The organism is Pedococcus sp. P2_E4 (genome assembly GCF_056403935.1).
Map to the genome: position 1 here is coordinate 64841 of NZ_JBFUEO010000014.1, position 18470 is coordinate 83310.

Sequence of the window (18470 nt, forward strand, 5' to 3'; positions counted from 1 at the left end):
CGTCACCCAGCGATCCGGACGGTCGTCGTGGCGCCCCACACAGCCAGCGAGAAGAAGAAGTCGACGATGTTGATCGCGACGATCGAGGTGCGCACGGCCTTGCCGACGGCCACGCCGACGCCCGCGGGACCGCCCGATGCGTTGTAGCCGTAGAAGCAGTGGATGAGGATGATCACGACCGCGAAGACCATGACCTTGAGGAACGAGTAGAGGACGTCGACCGGCGGCAGGAACAGGTGGAAGTAGTGGTCGTACGTGCCTGCCGACTGCCCGAAGTACTGCACCACGATGAACCGCGTGGCCCCGTAGGACGAGAGGAGCCCGAGCACGTAGAGCGGCACGACCGCGATGAAGCCCGCGATCATGCGCGTGGTGACGAGGAACGGCAGCGAGGGGATGCCCATGACCTCGAGCGCGTCGATCTCCTCGGAGATGCGCATCGCGCCGAGCTGGGCGGTGAAGCCGCAGCCGACGGTCGCCGCCAGCGCCAGCCCCGCGACGAGAGGGGCGATCTCACGGGTGTTGAGGTACGCGGAGACGAAGCCGGTCAGGGCGCCGGTGCCGAGCTGGTTGAGGGAGGAGTACCCCTGCAGGCCCACCTGGCTGCCCGTGAAGAACGCGAGGAACGCGATGACGCCGACGGTGCCGCCGATGACCGCGAGGGCGCCGGAGCCGAGGGAGACCTCGGCGAGGAGCCGCACGACCTCCTTCTTGTAGCGCCGGACCGTGCGGCCACTCCACGCGAGGGATCGCACGTAGAACCGCATCTGGTCGCCCAGGCTGTCGAGCGCCTCACCCGGCCGCCCGGCCAGTTCGGTCATTTTGCTCATGTGCGTGCACCTCCTCAGATCTTCTGCGGGACGACTTGGAAGTAGATGGCGCTCACCACGAAGTTCACGACGAACAGGAACATGAAGGTGATGACGACGCTCTGGTTGACCGCGTCGCCGACGCCCTTGGGCCCGCCACCCGCGGTGAGGCCCTTGTAGGACGCGACCACGGCCGCGATGAAGCCGAAGATCACGGCCTTGAGCTCGCTGGTCCACAGGTCGGCGAGCTGCGCCAGGGCCGTGAACGAGGCGATGTAGGCACCGGGCGTGCCGCCCTGGATGATCACGTTGAAGAAGTAGCCCCCGACGACCCCGACCACCGACACCAGGCCGTTGAGCAGGAGCGCGACGACCATCGCGGCGAGCACCCGCGGCACCACGAGGCGCTGAATCGGGCTGATGCCCAGCACCTCCATGGCGTCGATCTCCTCACGGATCTTGCGCGACCCGAGGTCGGCGCAGATGGCCGAGCCACCCGCTCCCGCGATGAGCAGGGCCGTGACGATCGGGCTCGCCTCGCGGATCACGGCGAGCACCGAGGCCGCACCCGTGAACGACTGGGCGCCGAGCTGACGGGTCAGGGTGCCCAGCTGCAGGGCGATCACCGCGCCGAACGGGATGGAGACCAGTGCGGTCGGCACGATCGTCACCGAGGCGATGAACCAGCACTGCTGGATGAACTCCTTGGTCTGGAACGGTCGCTTCGGCACGGCCCGGAGGACGTCCAGGACCATCGCGAAGAGCGATCCGCTCTGGCGCAGGGCGCCGACGGCTGGGTTGCTCATGTCAGCGCCGCCCCCGCAGTCGCGGTGCCCTCGGAGTGGCGGACACCGGGCACGCCTGCGTTGTGGGACTGGAACGACCCGGGGGGCGGCGTGATGCCGTTGGCGCGGCACCACTCCCCCGCCGGCCGCTCGCCACGCCGCGGGGCGCCGTCGCTCGTGCCGAGCTGCAGCGGGATCGGCGGCAGCGGCGGGAGCTCCTGTCCCCGCTCGGAGGCCAGCTCGTCGGCGTCCTTCTCCTCGGACATGCCGATCGGGCCGATGGTCTGGGCGTTGAGGAACTGCCGGACGACCGGCTCCTCGGAGCTCAGCAGCATCTCGCGCGGGCCGAACATGGCCAGGTGCTTGTGGTACAGCAGGCCGATGTTGTCCGGCACGGTCCGGGTGGAGTTGATGTCGTGCGTGACGATCAGGAAGGTCGCGTCGATCTGCGCGTTGAGGTCGATGAAGAGCTGGTTGATGTACGACGTGCGCACGGGGTCGAGGCCCGAGTCGGGCTCGTCGATGAGCAGGATCTCGGGGTCCAGCACGAGGGCGCGGGCGAGGCCGGCGCGCTTGCGCATCCCACCGGAGATCTCGCCGGGCAGCTTGGACTCGGCACCGGACAGGCCGACGAGGTCCATCTTCTCCAGGACGATCCGCTTGATGTCGGACTCGGACTTCTTGGTGTGCTCGCGCAGCGGGAACGCCACGTTGTCGTAGAGGTTCATCGACCCGAACAGGGCGCCGTCCTGGAACAGCACGCCGAACAGCTTGCGCACCTCGTAGAGGTCGTGCTCGCGCAGCCGGGTGAGGTCCTGCCCCTCGATCCAGATGGAGCCGGCATCCGGCTTGAGCAGCCCGACCAGCGTCTTGAGGAACACCGACTTGCCCGTACCCGACGGGCCGAGCATCACGGAGATCTCCCCTGCGGGCAGGGTGAGCGTGACGTCGCGCCAGATGACCTGTGACCCGAACTGCTTGGTCAGGCCCTCGACCTTGATCTCAACGCCCACTGCTCCACCTCGTCGTGAATGTGCATGCCCACCTCACGGAAGGCCCCGGTTCGCTTGGCTCAACGAGACAGGGTCCCGGAGGTTACGGCCGGGTACGCCGAAGGCGGGCCCGACCGGAGTCGGACCCGCCTTGGCGAGGTGATGCAGTGCCCGCGTCAGACGCGGGCGGAGATCACTTGAGGGTGACGGTGGCCCCGGCGCCCTCGAGGGCCTCCTTGGCCTTCTCCGCAGCAGCCTTGTCGACCTTCTCGAGAACGGGCTTGGGGGCGCCGTCCACGAGGTCCTTGGCCTCCTTCAGGCCGAGGGAGGTCAGCGCGCGGACCTCCTTGATGACCTGGATCTTCTTGTCGCCAGCAGCCTCGAGGACGACGTCGAACTCGTCCTGCTCCTCAGCAGCGGCAGCGTCGCCGCCGCCAGCGGCGGGGGCGGCACCGGCCACGGCCACGGGGGCGGCAGCGGTGACGTTGAAGGTGTCCTCGAACTGCTTCACGAACTCGGAGAGCTCGATGAGGGTCATTTCCTTGAAGGCCTCAAGGAGCTCGTCGGTGGAGAGCTTCGCCATGATGGGCGTCCTTTCTACTTACTTACTTGTATGCCGTGAGTGGCGGTTTGGTGTGCGAGCTGGCTCTGCGCTGGCTGCCGGTCGGCAACCCGGGCGAAGTCAGCTCTCGTCGCCACCCTCGGCGACGTCGGTAGCAGCCTCGGGAGCGTCAGCAGCCTCGGCGGGGGCCTCTTCGGTGGTCTCGGCGACGGGGGCGGCGACAGCCGCGCCCTGCTCCTCGACCTTCGCCCGCAGCGCGTCGACGACCCGAGCGGTCTGCGACAGCGGCGCGGCGAAGAGGTAGACAGCCTGGCTGAGCGACGCCTGCATGGCACCGGCCAGCTTGGCCAGGAGAACCTCGCGGGACTCGAGGTCCGCAAGCTTCGTGATCTCCGCGGGAGTCAGGGCCTTGCCGTCGAGGACGCCGCCCTTGATCACGAGGAGGGGGTTCGCCTTGGCGAAGTCACGCAGGCCCTTGGCGGCCTCGACCGGGTCACCATCGACGAACGCGATGGCGGACGGGCCGACGAGCTGGCCGTCGAAAGCCGTGACGCCGGCTTCCTTGGCAGCAAGCTCGGTGAGCGTGTTCTTCACGACGGCGAAGGTGGCGTTTCCGCGCAGCGAGTTGCGCAGGTCGGTGATCTGCTTCACCGAAAGCCCGCGGTACTCGGTCAGCACGGCCGCACCGGAGCTGCGGAACTTCTCCGACAGCTCGGCGATGGCGGCAGCCTTGTCAGCCTTGGCCATGGGGCCTCCCTTCCGTGGTGTGCGACCGCCTGGAGGTGTGCTCCCACATGAAGAAAGCCCCGGCACAGGGCACGGGGCACACGGCACGCCGACTCTCGTCGATGCTGGTGTTTCTCGGCCTGCGCTGGCGCCCACCTCAGGTGGGACCTTCAGTCACGGACCCGCGGGACGCGGGCGCTGGACAACCAAGCGGTCTCTGGTCAGGGACAAGCGTACGGGCGCCGGGGCCCACGACCAAATCCGTCGACCCGCCCCACCCGCTCCTCCCAGCCTCCGGCACTCCGGGGGTCCCGCGAACCGGCCACGGCGCCATGCCCCGGTGCGCCCACCGCGCCATACACAGGACGAGAGCCCGTCACCCACGAGGGGCGACGGGCTCTCGCGAGCAGGCGGGGACTCAGGCGGTGGCCTCGTCCTCGACCAGCAGGTTGCGGGTGCGGGTGTAGTCCAGCGGGATGCCGGGGCCCATCGTCGTCGACATGGTGGCCTTCTCGATGTAGCGGCCCTTGGAGGAGGACGGCTTGAGGCGCAGGACCTCGTCGAGGGCGGCGGCGTAGTTCTCGACGAGCGACTTCTCGTCGAAGGACGCCTTGCCGATGATGAAGTGGAGGTTCGCGTGCTTGTCGACACGGAACTCGATCTTGCCGCCCTTGATGTCGGTCACGGCCTTGGCGGTGTCCATGGTCACGGTGCCGGTCTTGGGGTTGGGCATGAGGCCACGCGGACCCAGGACCTTGCCGAGACGGCCGACCTTGCCCATCATGTCCGGCGTCGCGACGACGGCGTCGAAGTCGAGCCAGCCGCCGGCGACCTTCTCGAGCAGCTCGTCGGAGCCGACGTGGTCGGCGCCGGCCTCACGGGCGGCCTCGGCCTTGTCGCCGTTGGCGAAGACCAGGACGCGGGCGGTCTTGCCCGTGCCGTGCGGCAGGTTGACGGTGCCACGGACCATCTGGTCGGCCTTGCGGGGGTCGACGCCGAGCCGCATGGCGACCTCGACGGTCTCGTCGTACTTGGCCTTGGCGGCACCCTTGGCGAGGCGGACGGCCTCGAGGGGGGCGTAGACCTTGGTGGCGTCGATCTTCTCGGCTGCCTCGCGGTAAGCCTTGCTGCGCTTCATTTCTGCTCCTGTGCTGGGTGTTTCGGTGGAGTTGTGGTCTGTACGGACCAGCGCGGTCCTGCCACGGGGGTGTGTTCCTAACCTCTGCTAGCAGGGGTTAGGCGAATCCGGACACTGTGCAAGCTGTCCGGATCCACGCAACCCCTGCTAGCAGAGGTTGCGTGGATCGGGGGTCAGAGCGTGGTGTCGATGCCCATGCTGCGGGCGGTCCCGGCGATGATCTTCATCGCCTGGTCGATGTCGTTGGCGTTCAGGTCTTCCATCTTCTGCTCGGCGATGGCGCGGACCTGGTCGGCCGAGAGCTTGGCGACCTTGGTCTTGTGCGGCTCGCCGGAGCCCTTGGGCACACCAGCGGCCTTCTTGATCAGCTCGGCTGCCGGCGGCGTCTTGGTGATGAAGGTGAAGGAACGGTCCTCGTAGACCGTGATCTCCACCGGGATGACGTTGCCGCGCTGGGACTCCGTCGCAGCGTTGTACGCCTTGACGAACTCCATGATGTTGACGCCGTGCTGGCCGAGGGCCGGGCCGACGGGGGGAGCCGGGGTGGCCGCACCGGCCTGGATCTGCAGCTTGATGAAGCCGGAGATCTTCTTGCTCTTGGGAGGCATTGCTGTGTTCCTTTTGTCGAGTTGGGCCTACGCCGTGGGCGATGACCCGGTTGCATGCCCACGGGGTGCCGCGGGCAGGTGCTGCCGTCCGGTCAGATCTTGGCGACCTGGTTGAACGACAGCTCGACCGGGGTCTCCCGGCCGAAGATGGAGACCAGAACCTTGAGCTTCTGGGTGTCGGCGTTGATCTCGGAGATCGTGGCGGGCAGGGTCTCGAACGGACCCTCCATGACGGTGACGGACTCGCCGACCTCGAAGTCGACGACCGCGACCTCGCGTGGCTTGCCGGTGGCGCCGCCACCCGAGCCGGCGCCGGCGGCGGCCGGGCTGTCGAGGTCGGCCGGGGCCAGCATCGTGAAGACCTCGTCGAGGCTCAGCGGCACCGGCTGGTGGGCGTTGCCGACGAAGCCGGTGACGCCGGGCGTGTGGCGCACGGCGCCCCACGACTCGTCGGTGAGGTCCATGCGGACCAGGACGTACCCGGGCATCCGCACGCGCCGCACGAGCTTCTTCTGGCCGTTCTTGATCTCGGTGACCTCTTCCATCGGCACCTCGGCCTGGAAGATGAACTCCTCCATGTTGAGGGACGTGGTGCGGTTCTCGAGGTTGGCCTTCACGCGGTTCTCGTAGCCGGCATAGGAGTGCACGACGTACCAGTCACCGAACTGGCTGGCCAGCATGTCCTTGAACTCCTGGACCGGGTCGCCGGGAGCCTCGTCGACCGGCGCCTCGTCGGCCGCGCCCTGGTCTGCGACCTCGTCGGCAGCGGTCTCGTCGGCAGGGGTCTCGTCGGCCGCGGCCTCGTCGGTGAACTCCAACCCGGGAGCCTCAGCGGCCGCGGGAGCCTGCTCGTCGGTCTCGAGCTCGTCGACGGCACCGTCGGCGACGACCTCATCGGTCTGCGCCTCGGCGTTGTCGGTGGTCCACTGGTCGGACACGCTGATTGCCTACTTCCTTGGAATGTCTGGGTGGTCGTGCGGCTACTTGCCGCCGAAGACCCACAGGACGAGCTTGGTGAACCCGAAGTCCACGGTCGAGACGAGCGCCATCACGAACACCACGAACACGATCACGACGATCGTGTAGTTGATGAGCTCGGACCGCGTCGGGCGCACGACCTTGCGCAGCTCGTCGAGGATCTGGCTGACGAACAGCGACAGCGAGCCGAAGAAGCGGGAGATCGGGTTGCCGCCCTTGCCGCGCTTGCGACCGGCCGCGCCAGAGCCGCGGGTGTCCGCGCTCACGTCCGTCACGATGTCTCTGCCTTCGCTCTTCGTATGCCGTGGTGCTGGGTCAGCACCGCGGGTCCTGCTGGTGGTCCTGCTGCGCAGGGCAGGAGGGACTCGAACCCCCAACCGCCGGTTTTGGAGACCGGTGCTCTACCAATTGAGCCACTGCCCTACGGAACTCGCCGGTGGGGCCGAGGAGTTCCCTGCGGCTGGTCTCGCCCGCGACTCATCGGCTCGAGGGCACGACGGAATCTTGGTCGAAGTCAACCGAGGAGCAAGCATACGTGAGGCCCGGGGCCGAACGCGAACTCGCCGGTGCCGTCGTCACACCAGGCCGAGCTCGTCCGCACGACGCACCACCTCGCGCCGGGTGCCCAGCCCCAGCTTCGTCAGCACGGCGGACACGTGGTGGTCGGCGGTCCTCGTCGAGATGTACAGCTGCTGGGCCAGCTCGGCGTTGGTCAGGCCACGGGCGACGAGCCGCGCGACGTCGAGCTGTCGGGAGGTCAGGCCGGAAGGGTTCGTGACGGTGCTGGTCCGGCGCCGGGACGGCACGCGGGTCACGCCCCTGTCCCGGAGCAGGCCCCGGCACCGGTCCGCGGCTGCCCAGGCACCCATGGTCTCGAGGTCGGCGACCGCGGCGACGGCGGTCTGCTCGTCGGGCGAGTCGACCCGGGCGAGTGCGCGCTCGTAGGGGGCGCCGAGGGCCTGCCACCGCTCCGCCGCCTCGTCGGCCCGTCCCTCCAGCTGCAGCGCGAAGGGCTCCGCGACCACCACCGCGCCCCCCGCCACCCCAGCCGTCCCGCCGCCATTCCCCGCCGCCGGGGCCGGGTGGCCGAGGCGCCGCAGCCACACCGCGAGGTTGCCGGCCGACCACTGGGTCCCGGCCACGGCCCCGGCCTCCCGCAACAGCGCACCCGCGGACTCGAGCCGCTGGTCGGGCGTGCCGAGGAGCCAGGAGCGCTCGGCGAACGCCGCCAGCACCGCGAGCCGGCCGAGCGGCTCTCCCATCTGCTCGGCCAGGGCCCAGGCCACCTCGAGGTGGTCCGGGCTGTCCTGCGACGGCGACGGCGACGGCGACGGCGACGGCGACGGCTCGTCGCCGCGGCGCAGGGCGACGAGACCGGCCACGAGGTGGGGCCAGAGGCTGGCGATGGGGGCGCCACCGTCGAGCACCGCCCGGGCGTCCTCGAGCCCGGCCTCCCAGCGACCGCGCTCGAGGTTGAGGCGGGATCGGACCCCGGTCTGCCACTGCTCGCAGATCGGGATGTCGCGCTCGACCGTGAAGGGCAGCGACTCGTCCAGCAGCGCCTCGGCGTCGCGGAAACGGCGGTGCTCCACGTCGAGGGCCGCGAGCTGCGACCAACCCGTCGAGGCCGTCTCGTCGTACTGCCGGTGGGCGGCGTCGTCCACCAGGCCGAGCAGCCGGGCCCGCGCTGGGGCCTCGCCGTCGAAGAGGACGTCCGCGAGCGCGCCCATGATCTCGGCGCGGACGAGCAGCTCGTCGTCGGCCCGCTCCACGGCCACCGCCCGGGTCAGCTCGCGCCCGGCGGTGGTGGCCTCGACGTCGTTGGCACGGAAGGCCAGCAGCAGCTCCATGGCGCGGGCCGCCCCATAGCTCGGAGCCGCGGCGTTCACGAGGGCGAGCTCGACGTGGCGCTCCGCGCTCGACCGGCGGGCGGAGTAGTACTCGACCAGGGCACGGCGATTGTGCGCCGCAGCCAGGCCGTCCTGGTCGCCGATCTCGGCCCACAGCCTGGTGGCCTCGCTGATCGCCCCGACGGCATCGGGCAGCCGGCTCACCATGTACAGCTGGTAGCTCAGCCTCTCCAGGAGGTTGGCCCGGTCGGCGAGGGCGTCGCCGCTGTTGGCCAGCGCGAGCTCGAGGAACGCGACGGCCTCGCGGTGGGAGCCCGCCTGGGCTGCCTCGGTGGCTGCCTGACCTGCGTACCGGCGGGTGCGGGTGCGGTCACCAGCCGCGTGCGCGTGGTGGGCGAGCACCGCGGGCTCCGCTCCGGCCAGTGCCTCGAGTGCCTCGAGGACGACGGTGTGCAGCCTGCTGGCGACGCCGGGGGCCACCGCGTCGTCGACCGCCCTGCGCGCCAGCTCGTGGCGGTACCCCACGCCACGGCGCGAACGGGTGAGCAACCCCGTCCCCTCGAGGCGGCGCAGCTGGGGCACGTCGATGCCGAGGGCCGGGAGCAGGCGGTCGTCGAGGGTGTCGGGGGCGGTGGCGATCAGCTGCAGGGCCTCGAGGTCGCCGTCGGCGAGGGCGCTCGTGCTCGCGAGCACGGCATCGCGCACCGAGAGCGGGAGCTCCTCGTCGGGGTGACGGGCGATCTCGGTGACGAAGAACGGGTTGCCCCCGGTCAGGGCGAGGACCGACACGGGGTCGATCCCGGTACCGCGCAGCACGGCCCCGATCGCGCCGACGGACAGCCCCTTGAGGGAGATCGTGCTGGCGGCGTCCATCCGGGCGAGGTCGCCGAGCAGGGGCCGGAGCGCGTGGTTCGTCCCGAGCTCGCCGTCGCGGTAGGTCAGGACCAGCACGACCGGAACGGGTTCCACGCGACGGGCGACGAAGCGCAGCACCTCGATCGACGCCTCGTCGATCCACTGGGCGTCCTCGATGACGATCGCCGTCGGCTCCCGGGCAGCCGCGTCGAGCAGTCGCTCGGCGACGGAGGCGGGCGGGCCGGGGTCTGCCTCCAGCGACACCCCCAGGTCGGTCAGCACGTCGCGCACCGGCCCCAGCGGCCGAGGGGTGTCGAGGGGGTCGCACAGCCCCTGGGCGACCCGGGTCCACTGCTGCCCGGCCGTCGCGGCCCTGACCACGGTGGACTTGCCGGCGCCCGCCTCACCGGCGACGGCGACGACACAGCCCTGCAGGCGGCTGCGCTCCAGGGCCGCACGGAGGTGCTCCAGCTGCGGCTCGCGCTCCACGAGCTCCACCCCGACAGGGTACGAGCGACGGTCGGGGTCCCGGAAGGCCTGATCCTCGGTGACCGCCAGCCGGGGGCGAAGGGGTCTGGTACCCCGTCCGCCCCCGACCGTGGCGTCGCTGCCGACCGACTGGCCCGCCGCGACGACTGACATCACCGGGTGACCTCCCGGCGGCGACGCCGGACGTCCAGCAGGACCTGTCGGGCGCTGCGCGGCCCGACCGGGCGGGCCGGGCGCCCGAGGTGCAGGACCTCGGTGAGGTAGGCCGTCTGGGTGTCGATCACGCCGTGACCTCCGCCCGCTGTCGGTCGTACTCGACCGCGGTGTGCTGCCCGAACTCGGCCGTGACCTCCGCCACGACGTCGCAGGGAAACCCGCCACGCCGGGCGTGCTCGCGGATCGTCTCGGCGTCCTGCGCCTCGTGGACGCAGTAGATCTTGTCGCCCGCAACGTAGCTGGTGACCCAGGTGTAGGGGACGCCCAGCGAGTCGACGGCCGCGTTGGAGGTGCGGGAGATGTCGGCGAGCTGCTCCATCGTCAGCTCGCTGGCGCCCGGGACGGTCCGCTCGATCAGGAATCGCTTCATGGTCTTGTTTCCTTCTTCTCTTGGTGTGGTGCGCCGGCGAGCGCCGACTGCCCCACCAGAGTCGGTTCCGGACCCGGTGCCGGGCATCGGTACCCACTGCCCATGTCTGCACCCGTCCCGCCCATGTCTGCACCCGTCCCGCCCATGTCTGCACCCGTCCCGCCCATGTCTGCACCCGTCCCGCCCATGTCTGCACCCGTCCCGCCCATGTCTGCACCCGTCCCGCCCATATCTGCACCCGTCCCGCCCATCTGCGCCTGCTGGCCCTGCCCAGGAGTGCCCCGTGACCGGGCTGCGGACGGGGAGTTCGCGGGGCACCGATGCTCTGGGACCATGGACGGCGTGACCGAGTCGAGCACTGCCACCGCGCCCCTCACCGACCGCTCCCCCGACGAGCTCGCCGCCTTCGCGGCCGAGCAGCGCCGGGCCTACGACGCCCTGGCCGCCAGCGGCCTCTCGCTCGACCTCACCCGCGGCAAGCCGGCCGCCGCGCAGCTCGATCTCTCCGAGGACCTGCTCTCGCTGCCCCGCGGTCACCAGGACGCGGCCGGCGTCGACACCCGCAACTACGGCGGGCTCGAGGGCATCGCCGAGCTGCGGGCGATGTTCGCCGAGCTGCTGGGCGTGGAGAGCGGCCAGGTCGTGGCCGGGGGCAACTCCAGCCTGGTGATGATGCGCGAGGTGCTGGTCGACCTGTGGCTGCACGGTGGCGTCGACAGCGAGCGCCCGTGGAGCCGCGAGGACAAGGTCACCTTCATCTGCCCCGTGCCCGGCTACGACCGCCACTTCACGCTGCTCGAGTGGTTCGGCATCGACATGGTCACCGTGCCGATGAACGACGACGGACCCGACGTGGACGAGGTCGAGCGGCTGGCGGCGAGCGACCCGGGCATCAAGGGCATGTGGCTGGTGCCGACCTATGCCAACCCCACCGGCTCGGTCGTGACCCAGGAGGTCGCAGCACGCCTGGCCGCGATGCCGACGGCGGCTCCCGACTTCAAGATCTTCTGGGACAACGCCTACGCGCTCCACCACCTGACCGCCGAAGAGACCAAGAGCGCCGACATCCTCAGCCTGGCGGCTGCCTCGGGCCACCCCCATCGCCCGATCATGTTCGCGTCCACCTCCAAGATCACCCTGGCCGGCGCGGGCGTCGCGTTCCTCGCCGGCTCGCTCGAGACCGTGAAGTGGTACACCGGCCACCTCGGCAAGGGCGCCATCGGCCCCGACAAGGTCAACCAGCTGAGGCACGCGCAGTTCTTCCAGACCCCGCAGGGCGTGCGCGACCACATGGTCCGGCACCGCGAGGTCATCGCCCCGAAGTTCGCCGAGGTGCAGCGCATCCTCGACGAGCGGCTCGGCGGCCTCGGCGTGGCGAGCTGGACCACCCCCACGGGTGGCTACTTCGTCAGCCTCGACGTCCTCGACGGCACCGCGGCGCGCGTCGTCCAGCTCGCCAAGGAGGCAGGCATCGCCCTCACCCCGGCGGGCGCGTCCTTCCCCCGGGGCGACGACCCGCGCGACCGCAACATCCGGCTCGCGCCGACGTTCCCGCCCCTCGAGCAGGTCACCCAGGCCATGGAGGCCGTCACCACCTGCGTCCTGCTCGCCGCCGCCGAGAAGCTCACCGCCTCCGCCTGAGGCCCGTATGCCGGGTGGTGCCCTTGCGGGCGGGCGGTCCGTCCCGCAGGGTGGGTCCATGAGCGACCAGCCCGGTACCGAGAGCTTCGAGGACGACCTCGGGAGCTACAGCATCGACGACGCGACCGACTCCGGCAGCGGCCAGGACGACCTGCTCGACGCCAGCGAGGGCGACAACGAGCCGTGGTCCCCGCCGGACAGCATGCCGCGCAACACCGAGTGGGGCACGACCGCCTGGGAGCAGTCCCAGGAGGAGACGATCAACCAGCGCATCGCGCAGGAGGTCCCCGACCCGGACTCCGCCTACGGCGCCCCCGACAACGAGTCGGGCCTCGACCGCGACCCGCGGGACCGGGTCGGTGGCGACGACCCGGACGCGATCTCGGCCGAGGACGACTGGGTGGGCGACTCCGAGGTGGGTGACGCGGCGGCGGGCGAGCTCGTCGAGGAGGACGAGGGCGTTCGCCAGGACACCGACAAGGACCTGGACGCGCGCGAGGCCGGGCCTGCCGGACCCGGCGACGGACCCGAGGCCGGCGCCATGCACGTCGTCGAGGACTAGCCGGACGCGTCCTCGCACCACCGGGGGGACCTGCACGTCTGCGCCGACCCGACCTGCCAGACTGCACGGCATGCCGCGCCCGGTGACCGCCCTGCCCAAGGCGCACCTGCACCTGCACTTCACCGGGTCGATGCGTGTCGAGACGGTGCGCGAGCTGGCCCAGTCGCACGGGCTGCGGCTGCCCGACTCCCTGACGAGCGGCTATCCCCCGGTGCTGAGCGCGCGTGACGAGCGGGGGTGGTTCAGGTTCCAGCGGCTGTACGACGCTGCCCGCGCGGCCGTGCGCACCGAGGCCGACATGCGCCGGATCGTGCGCGAGGCGGCGCTCGACGACGCGGCTGAGGGGTCGCGGTGGCTGGAGATCCAGGTCGACCCGACGTCCTACGCGCCCTTCCTCGGTGGCATCACCCCTGCGCTGGAGATCGTGCTCGACGAGGCTGCCGCCGCCTCCCGCGAGGGTGGCGCCCCGGTGGCCGTAGTCGTCGCGGCCAGCCGGATCCGGCACCCGCTGGACGCCCGGACCCTCGCCCGGCTCGCCGCCAAGCATGCCGGCGAGGGCCCCGGCACCGTCGTGGGGTTCGGCCTGAGCAACGACGAGCGACGCGGCGCCACCGAGGAGTTCGCCCCGGCCTTCGAGATCGCCCGCAGGGCCGGGCTCGCCCTGGTCCCGCACGCCGGCGAGCTGCTCGGCCCGACGGCCGTCGAGACCACCCTCGACTCGATCCGCCCGGACCGCATCGGGCACGGGGTGCGCAGCGTCGAGGACCCGTGGGTGCTGGACAAGGTCGCCGACGCCGGGGTCGCCCTCGAGGTCTGCCCACGCAGCAACGTCGCCCTCGGCGTCTACGGCAAGGCCGCGGAGGTGCCGCTGCGCACCATCGTCGAGCACGGCATACCGGTGGCGTTGGGGGCCGACGACCCGCTGTTGTTCGGGTCGCGCCTCGCCGACCAGTACGACACGGCCCGTACGGCTCTGGGCTTCACCGACGACGAGCTGGCCGAGCTGGCGCGGGGCTCGCTGCGGGCCTCACGCGCCCCAGAGGCGGTCCGCAAGGCCGCGCTGGCCGACGTCGACGCGTGGCTCGCGACCGCGTCCGACTGACCGCTGCACGCGACCTAGAGGTCGTGCCCCACGAACACCGGCTCGTTGACCAGGCTCACCCCGAACGCGTCGTGCACCCCGTCGCGCAGGTGCCGGGCCAGCTCGGCCACGTCGGACGCGGTGGCGTCGCCCCGGTTGGTGATCGCGAGCGTGTGCTTGCCCGACAGGGCTGCGCCGCTGCCCGGGAGCGAGAACCCCTTGGCGAACCCGGCCTTGTCGATCAGCCACGCCGCGCTGGTCTTGACGTTGCCGTCGGCGTCGGCGAACCGCGGTGGTGAGGCGTCGGGCCCGAGCCGCGCAGCCGCCCGTCGCTCGAGGTCGTCGAACCGCCTGGTCGACAGGATGGGGTTGGTGAAGAAGGACCCGCACGACCATGTGTCGTGGTCGTCGGCGTCGAGCACCATCCCACGGTTCCGCCGCTGTTGCAGAACCCCCTCGCGAGCCTCGCCCAGGGGGACCCGCTCGCCCGGTGCCACGCCGAGCTGACGGGCCAGGTCGGCATACCCGACCGGCTGGCTGAGCTCGCTGGGAACCAGCTGGAACAGCACGTCGAGCACGACGAAACGGGTGGTGGCCTTGAAGATCGAGTGACGGTAGGTGAACGCGCAGTCGAGCGCCGCGAAGGTGCGGACCTGCTGCGCCCCCCGGTCCCAGACGCGTACCGAGGCGATCGTCTGGGCGACCTCCTGGCCGTAGGCGCCGACGTTCTGCACCGGCGTGGCGCCCGCCGACCCCGGGATGCCCGACAGCGCCTCGACGCCGGACCAGCCCTCGGCCACGGCGCGGGCGACGAGCTCGTCCCAGACCACCCCCGCCCCGACCCGGACCATGACACCTCCGCACAGGTCGGCCGACTCGACGGTCACACCGTCGTTCGCCATCCGCACGACCGTGCCGGCGAAGCCCTGGTCGGCGATGACGAGGTTGGAGCCGCCGCCGACGACCAGCAGCGGCTCGTCGGCGTCGTCGACCTCACGGATCACGTCGACCGCCTCGTCGATGGACTCTGCGGTCACGAGCCGCGCGGCGGGCCCGCCCACCCGCATGGTGGTGAGCGACGCCAGGGGGACGTCGTGTTCCTCGCGCATCACTGGTTGCTCTCTGTCGGGGACCGTTGCTCGCACCGGGCCCGACGTTTCGGACCCCGCAGCGAGGTTCAGTCGAGCTGGACGACGGCCAGGCAGCGCCCGAGCACCTTGGCGCCCTCGGCGGTCACGGTGAGCTCGACCGTCGCACGGCGCGTCTCCTCGTCGACCGACTTGACCAGCCCGGTCACCTCGACGGCGGCGCCCGACCTCGGGACGACGACCGGCTTGGTGAACCGGGTGCCGAACTCGACGACGCGACCGCCGTCACCGGCCCACTCCTCGACGACCGACCCGGCGGCCCCCATCGTCCACATGCCGTGCGCGATGACGTCGGGCAGGCCGACGGACGTCGCGAAGTCCTCGTCCTGGTGGATGGGGTTCTGGTCGCCGGAGGCGTTCGCGTAGGCCACGAGGGTCTCGCGGCCGACCGGCACGGTCACGGGACCGATGGTGTCGCCGGCGGTGGCCTGCGCCACGGTGCGTGCCGCCACGGTCACTCCCCTCCTCGGATGACGATGGTGGACGTCGAGGTGCACAGCGCCTCGCCGCCCTCGGTCGCGAGCTCGGTGCGCGTCGTGACCATGGCGTGGCCGCCGGCCTCACGCACCGAGTCGACGGTCAGGGTGCCGATGACCGAGTCGCCGGCGGTGATGGGCCGGTGGTGGACGAAGCGCTGCTCGCCGTGGACGACCCGGCTGTAGTCGATGCCGGCCTCGGGGTCCTGGACGAACACGGCGTCGCACTGCTGGGCGATCGTCACCGCGAACGTCGGCGGCGCGATGACGTCGCGGTAGCCGGCGGCCTGCGCCGCCTCGCTCGAGGTGTGCACGGGGTCCTGCGAACCCACCGCGGCAGCGAAGGCAGCGAGCGTGGCCGCGTCCACGGCATACGGCCCGCTCGGTGGGTAGCTGCGCCCTGCGAAGTCTGCGTTGACGGCCATGCTGCCCACCCTATTGCGCACCGGTCCGGCCATGACAAAGCGACTGCACGACAAAGCCGCCCGGCGGACGAGAGGTCCGGGGCGGCTGTCGGTGCGGCTGGGGTCAGCGGGTCTCGCGGTGGACCGTGTGCTTGCCGTCGCGCGGGCAGAACTTCTTCATCTCCAGGCGGTCGGGGTTGTTCCGACGGTTCTTCTTGGTGATGTAGTTGCGCTCCTTGCAATCCACGCACGCCAAGGTGATCTTGGGGCGGACATCGGTGCTCTTGCTAGCCACGGGGCAACCTGCTCTCGGAACTGACTGGTGGTCTGTCTGGGTCCAACATGATGGTGGGCGCACCGACGTGGCGCGACGACGCATCAGAATACGCGACCTCAGGGAGATTCCTGAAATCGAGGTTGTAGCGGGAGCGGGGCTCGATCCCGCGACCTCACGATTATGAGTCGTGCGCTCTAACCAGCTGAGCTACCCCGCCTCGGGGTCGGCGGCTCTTGCGAGTGCCGTCCCAGAGCCCCCTGTCGGAATCGAACCGACGACCTTTTCCTTACCATGGAAACGCTCTGCCGACTGAGCTAAGGGGGCGCGCACGGCCTGCGCGGTCACCCGCGCGGTAGTGCGACGGTGAGACTACACGGTCCGAAGGCTCCGGAAAAAATCGGCGGTATGCCGGGTGCCCGGCACCCGCGCGGACCTCACCGGAAGGCCTGCTCGCCCGTCATCGCCTGCCCCACGACGAGGGTGTGCATCTCGACCGTGCCCTCGTAGGTGAGGACCGACTCGAGGTTGTTCATGTGCCGGATGACGGGGAACTCGAGGCTGATCCCGTTGGCGCCCAAGATGGTCCGCGACGTGCGGCAGATCTCGATCGCCTCGCGGATGTTGTTGAGCTTGCCGAGGCTCACCTGCGTCGGGGTGAGGGTGCCGGCGTCCTTGCGGCGGCCGAGGTGCAGCGCGAGCAGCTGGCCCTTGACCAGCTCGAGGGCCATGTCGGCGAGCTTGGCCTGGGTGAGCTGGAAGCCGGCCAGCGGGCGCCCGAACTGCTGGCGCTGCATCGAGTACCGACGAGCGGTGTCGAGGCTGTCGCGCGCAGCGCCGAGGGCTCCCCAGACGATGCCGTAGCGGGCCTCGGAAAGGCAGGCGAGCGGCCCCTTGAGCCCCCGGACCTCCGGGAAGACGGCGTCGGCGGGCAGCCGGACCCCGTCCATGACCAGCTCGCTCGTGACCGAGGCCCGCAGGCTGAGCTTGTGCTTGATCTCGGGCGCGGAGAACCCCGCGGTGTCGGTCGGGACCACGAAGCCGCGGATGCCGTCGTCCGTCTGCGCCCAGACGACTGCCACGTCGGCGATGGAGCCGTTGGTGATCCACATCTTGGCTCCGTCGAGGACCCAGTCGTCGCCGTCCCGCCGCGCGCGGGTGCGCATCGAAGCGGGGTCGGAGCCGTGGTCGGGCTCGGTCAGGCCGAAGCAGCCGATCGCCTCACCGGCGGCCATCCGCGGCAGCCACTGCTGCTTGTGCTCCTCGCTGCCCCAGTGGTGGATGGCGAACATGGCCAACGAGCCCTGCACGGAGACCAGGCTTCGGATCCCGGAGTCGGTGGCCTCCAGCTCGAGGCACGCGAGGCCGTAGTCCACGGCCGACATGCCCGCGCAGCCGTAGCCCTCGAGGTGCATGCCGAGCAGGCCGAGGCCGCCGAGCTCCTTCGTGAGGCCGCGGACGTCGTCGACCTCACCGCGCTCGAACCAGTCCGCGACGTGCGGCTGGACCCTGCGGTCGAGGAAGGTGCGGACCGTGCCGCGGATGGCCTTCTCCTCGTCGCTGAGCAGGTCGTCGATTCCGGCGAGGTCCATGGGGTCGGCGGTCATGTCGGCCAGTCTGCCGTGTGCCGGCACGGTCGTGGCCGGTCGTGTCGACGACGACCCGCCGGAGTGGTCACGGCGGGTCGTCGTCGAAGCGTGGGTGCCCGCTCAGGGGCGGTCGTCGACGAGCTCGGAGATCCGGGCGATGGCGTAGGCGTAGCCGCTGGTGCCGCAGCCCATGATCACGCCGGTCGAGACCGAGGACAGGAACGAGTGGTGCCGGAAGGCCTCACGCTTGTGCACGTTGCTGAGGTGGACCTCGAACACCGGGATCGAGATCGCCGCGAGGGCGTCGTGGATCGCGACGGAGGTGTGCGTGTAGGCGCCCGCGTTGATGACCAGGCCCACAGCCGTGTGGCGCGCCTCGTGGATGGCGTCGACCAGCTCACCCTCGTGGTTGCTCTGCCGGAAGTCGATGTCGAGCCCCGCGAGGCTGGCCGCCTTGCGGCACAGCGCCTCGACGTCGGCGAGGGTGTCGGTGCCGTAGATCTCGGGCTCACGCTCGCCGAGCAGGTTGAGGTTGGGCCCGTTGAGGACGAGAACGGTGGGCTGACTCATCGTGGGCGCGCTCCTGTGGCTGGGCGAATGCCGCGTGGCCCGCGGCGGTGCGGGGTGCGCCCTCACGGTGGCACGCCCGCTACCCCTTCAGGGTAGGACAGCCGCAGGCTCGGCATGTCCGGATGACCCCGTCCTCATCCGTTTGGTCGGCCAGGGGCACGGGTGGCCCCTCAGCCGGACAGCGCCCTCCAGATGACGATGACGACCACGACCGCGACCACGGCGACCGCGACCTGCTTGCCGTAGGTCCTGATGAGGACCGGAAGCACCGTGCTGCCGAGGTCGAGGGCATCGTCCTGGGCTGGTGCCGGGCGAGGCGCGGGCGGCCGGGGCGCCGCGGGCTGAGG

Annotated in this window: 21 protein-coding genes and 3 tRNA genes; 3 read left to right on the top strand and 21 right to left on the bottom strand. The window is 70.8% G+C overall.

Annotated features, from left to right (window positions below):
• Positions 1-2: 2 nt before the first annotated feature.
• From AC1DV7_RS09180 to AC1DV7_RS09240, 13 genes are all read right to left on the bottom strand, one after another.
• A complete protein-coding gene (locus AC1DV7_RS09180; RefSeq protein WP_477596753.1) occupies positions 3-830 on the bottom strand; it encodes an MlaE family ABC transporter permease in 828 nt (275 codons plus the stop codon).
• A gap of 14 nt (positions 831-844) precedes the next feature.
• Positions 845-1615, bottom strand: coding sequence for an MlaE family ABC transporter permease (locus tag AC1DV7_RS09185; RefSeq protein WP_477596755.1), 771 nt, complete (start codon positions 1613-1615; stop codon positions 845-847).
• Positions 1612-2607 carry an ABC transporter ATP-binding protein gene (locus tag AC1DV7_RS09190; protein ID WP_477596757.1) on the bottom strand — a complete coding sequence of 332 codons (996 nt, stop codon included), beginning with the start codon at positions 2605-2607 and terminating at the stop codon, positions 1612-1614. Before AC1DV7_RS09190 ends, AC1DV7_RS09185 begins: the two co-directional genes overlap by 4 nt.
• Before the next feature lie 172 nt (positions 2608-2779).
• Positions 2780-3169: a 50S ribosomal protein L7/L12 gene (gene rplL / locus AC1DV7_RS09195; protein WP_477596759.1), complete on the bottom strand. Its 390-nt coding sequence runs from the start codon at positions 3167-3169 to the stop codon at positions 2780-2782.
• A gap of 99 nt (positions 3170-3268) precedes the next feature.
• On the bottom strand, positions 3269-3895 hold the full coding sequence (gene rplJ, locus AC1DV7_RS09200) for a 50S ribosomal protein L10 (RefSeq protein ID WP_477596761.1): 627 nt from the start codon (positions 3893-3895) through the stop codon (positions 3269-3271).
• 397 nt (positions 3896-4292) lie between these two features.
• Positions 4293-5012 (bottom strand): 50S ribosomal protein L1, encoded by a 720-nt coding sequence (gene rplA / locus AC1DV7_RS09205; RefSeq protein ID WP_477596762.1) that lies wholly within the window; start codon positions 5010-5012, stop codon positions 4293-4295.
• A 173-nt stretch (positions 5013-5185) separates the two neighbouring features.
• Complete coding sequence (gene rplK, locus AC1DV7_RS09210; RefSeq protein ID WP_056924021.1) at positions 5186-5620, bottom strand: 50S ribosomal protein L11; 435 nt, start codon at positions 5618-5620, stop codon at positions 5186-5188.
• A 92-nt stretch (positions 5621-5712) separates the two neighbouring features.
• Positions 5713-6558, bottom strand: coding sequence for a transcription termination/antitermination protein NusG (nusG, locus tag AC1DV7_RS09215; RefSeq protein WP_477596765.1), 846 nt, complete (start codon positions 6556-6558; stop codon positions 5713-5715).
• 42 nt (positions 6559-6600) lie between these two features.
• Positions 6601-6864: a preprotein translocase subunit SecE gene (secE, locus tag AC1DV7_RS09220; RefSeq protein WP_477596766.1), complete on the bottom strand. Its 264-nt coding sequence runs from the start codon at positions 6862-6864 to the stop codon at positions 6601-6603.
• An 84-nt stretch (positions 6865-6948) separates the two neighbouring features.
• Positions 6949-7021: transfer RNA gene (locus AC1DV7_RS09225), tRNA-Trp, on the bottom strand.
• Between the two features lie 152 nt (positions 7022-7173).
• A complete protein-coding gene (locus tag AC1DV7_RS09230) occupies positions 7174-9801 on the bottom strand; it encodes an AAA family ATPase (RefSeq protein ID WP_477596768.1) in 2628 nt (875 codons plus the stop codon).
• Positions 9802-9944: 143 nt separating this feature from the next.
• On the bottom strand, positions 9945-10076 hold the full coding sequence (locus AC1DV7_RS09235) for a hypothetical protein (protein ID WP_477596770.1): 132 nt from the start codon (positions 10074-10076) through the stop codon (positions 9945-9947).
• A complete protein-coding gene (locus AC1DV7_RS09240) occupies positions 10073-10378 on the bottom strand; it encodes a DUF4242 domain-containing protein (protein ID WP_477596772.1) in 306 nt (101 codons plus the stop codon). The genes AC1DV7_RS09235 and AC1DV7_RS09240 overlap by 4 nt, the downstream gene beginning before the upstream one ends.
• 342 nt (positions 10379-10720) lie before the next feature.
• On the opposite strand from AC1DV7_RS09240, the gene AC1DV7_RS09245 reads away from it, so the two are divergent.
• The 3 genes from AC1DV7_RS09245 to AC1DV7_RS09255 all read left to right on the top strand — a co-directional run bounded on the left by AC1DV7_RS09245 (position 10721) and on the right by AC1DV7_RS09255 (position 13683).
• Positions 10721-12019, top strand: coding sequence for an aspartate aminotransferase type Ic (locus tag AC1DV7_RS09245; RefSeq protein ID WP_477596773.1), 1299 nt, complete (start codon positions 10721-10723; stop codon positions 12017-12019).
• 58 nt (positions 12020-12077) lie between these two features.
• Positions 12078-12581, top strand: coding sequence for a DUF5709 domain-containing protein (locus AC1DV7_RS09250; RefSeq protein ID WP_477596775.1), 504 nt, complete (start codon positions 12078-12080; stop codon positions 12579-12581).
• A 70-nt stretch (positions 12582-12651) separates the two neighbouring features.
• Positions 12652-13683 (top strand): adenosine deaminase, encoded by a 1032-nt coding sequence (locus AC1DV7_RS09255; protein ID WP_477596777.1) that lies wholly within the window; start codon positions 12652-12654, stop codon positions 13681-13683.
• A gap of 14 nt (positions 13684-13697) precedes the next feature.
• Here AC1DV7_RS09255 and AC1DV7_RS09260 read toward each other — a convergent pair whose 3' ends face one another.
• The 8 genes from AC1DV7_RS09260 to aroQ all read right to left on the bottom strand — a co-directional run bounded on the left by AC1DV7_RS09260 (position 13698) and on the right by aroQ (position 18123).
• Positions 13698-14771, bottom strand: coding sequence for a UDP-N-acetylmuramate dehydrogenase (locus tag AC1DV7_RS09260; RefSeq protein ID WP_477596779.1), 1074 nt, complete (start codon positions 14769-14771; stop codon positions 13698-13700).
• Between the two features lie 68 nt (positions 14772-14839).
• Positions 14840-15268 carry a MaoC family dehydratase gene (locus AC1DV7_RS09265; protein ID WP_477596781.1) on the bottom strand — a complete coding sequence of 143 codons (429 nt, stop codon included), beginning with the start codon at positions 15266-15268 and terminating at the stop codon, positions 14840-14842.
• Positions 15265-15711, bottom strand: coding sequence for an FAS1-like dehydratase domain-containing protein (locus AC1DV7_RS09270; RefSeq protein ID WP_477596783.1), 447 nt, complete (start codon positions 15709-15711; stop codon positions 15265-15267). Before AC1DV7_RS09270 ends, AC1DV7_RS09265 begins: the two co-directional genes overlap by 4 nt.
• A gap of 103 nt (positions 15712-15814) precedes the next feature.
• Positions 15815-15985 (bottom strand): 50S ribosomal protein L33, encoded by a 171-nt coding sequence (gene rpmG / locus AC1DV7_RS09275; protein WP_270887403.1) that lies wholly within the window; start codon positions 15983-15985, stop codon positions 15815-15817.
• 125 nt (positions 15986-16110) lie between these two features.
• Positions 16111-16184, bottom strand: a tRNA-Met gene (locus AC1DV7_RS09280).
• Between the two features lie 34 nt (positions 16185-16218).
• Positions 16219-16291: transfer RNA gene (locus AC1DV7_RS09285), tRNA-Thr, on the bottom strand.
• Between the two features lie 110 nt (positions 16292-16401).
• Positions 16402-17571, bottom strand: coding sequence for an acyl-CoA dehydrogenase family protein (locus AC1DV7_RS09290; RefSeq protein WP_477596785.1), 1170 nt, complete (start codon positions 17569-17571; stop codon positions 16402-16404).
• A gap of 102 nt (positions 17572-17673) precedes the next feature.
• On the bottom strand, positions 17674-18123 hold the full coding sequence (gene aroQ / locus AC1DV7_RS09295) for a type II 3-dehydroquinate dehydratase (RefSeq protein WP_477596787.1): 450 nt from the start codon (positions 18121-18123) through the stop codon (positions 17674-17676).
• Between the last annotated feature and the right edge of the window lie 347 nt (positions 18124-18470).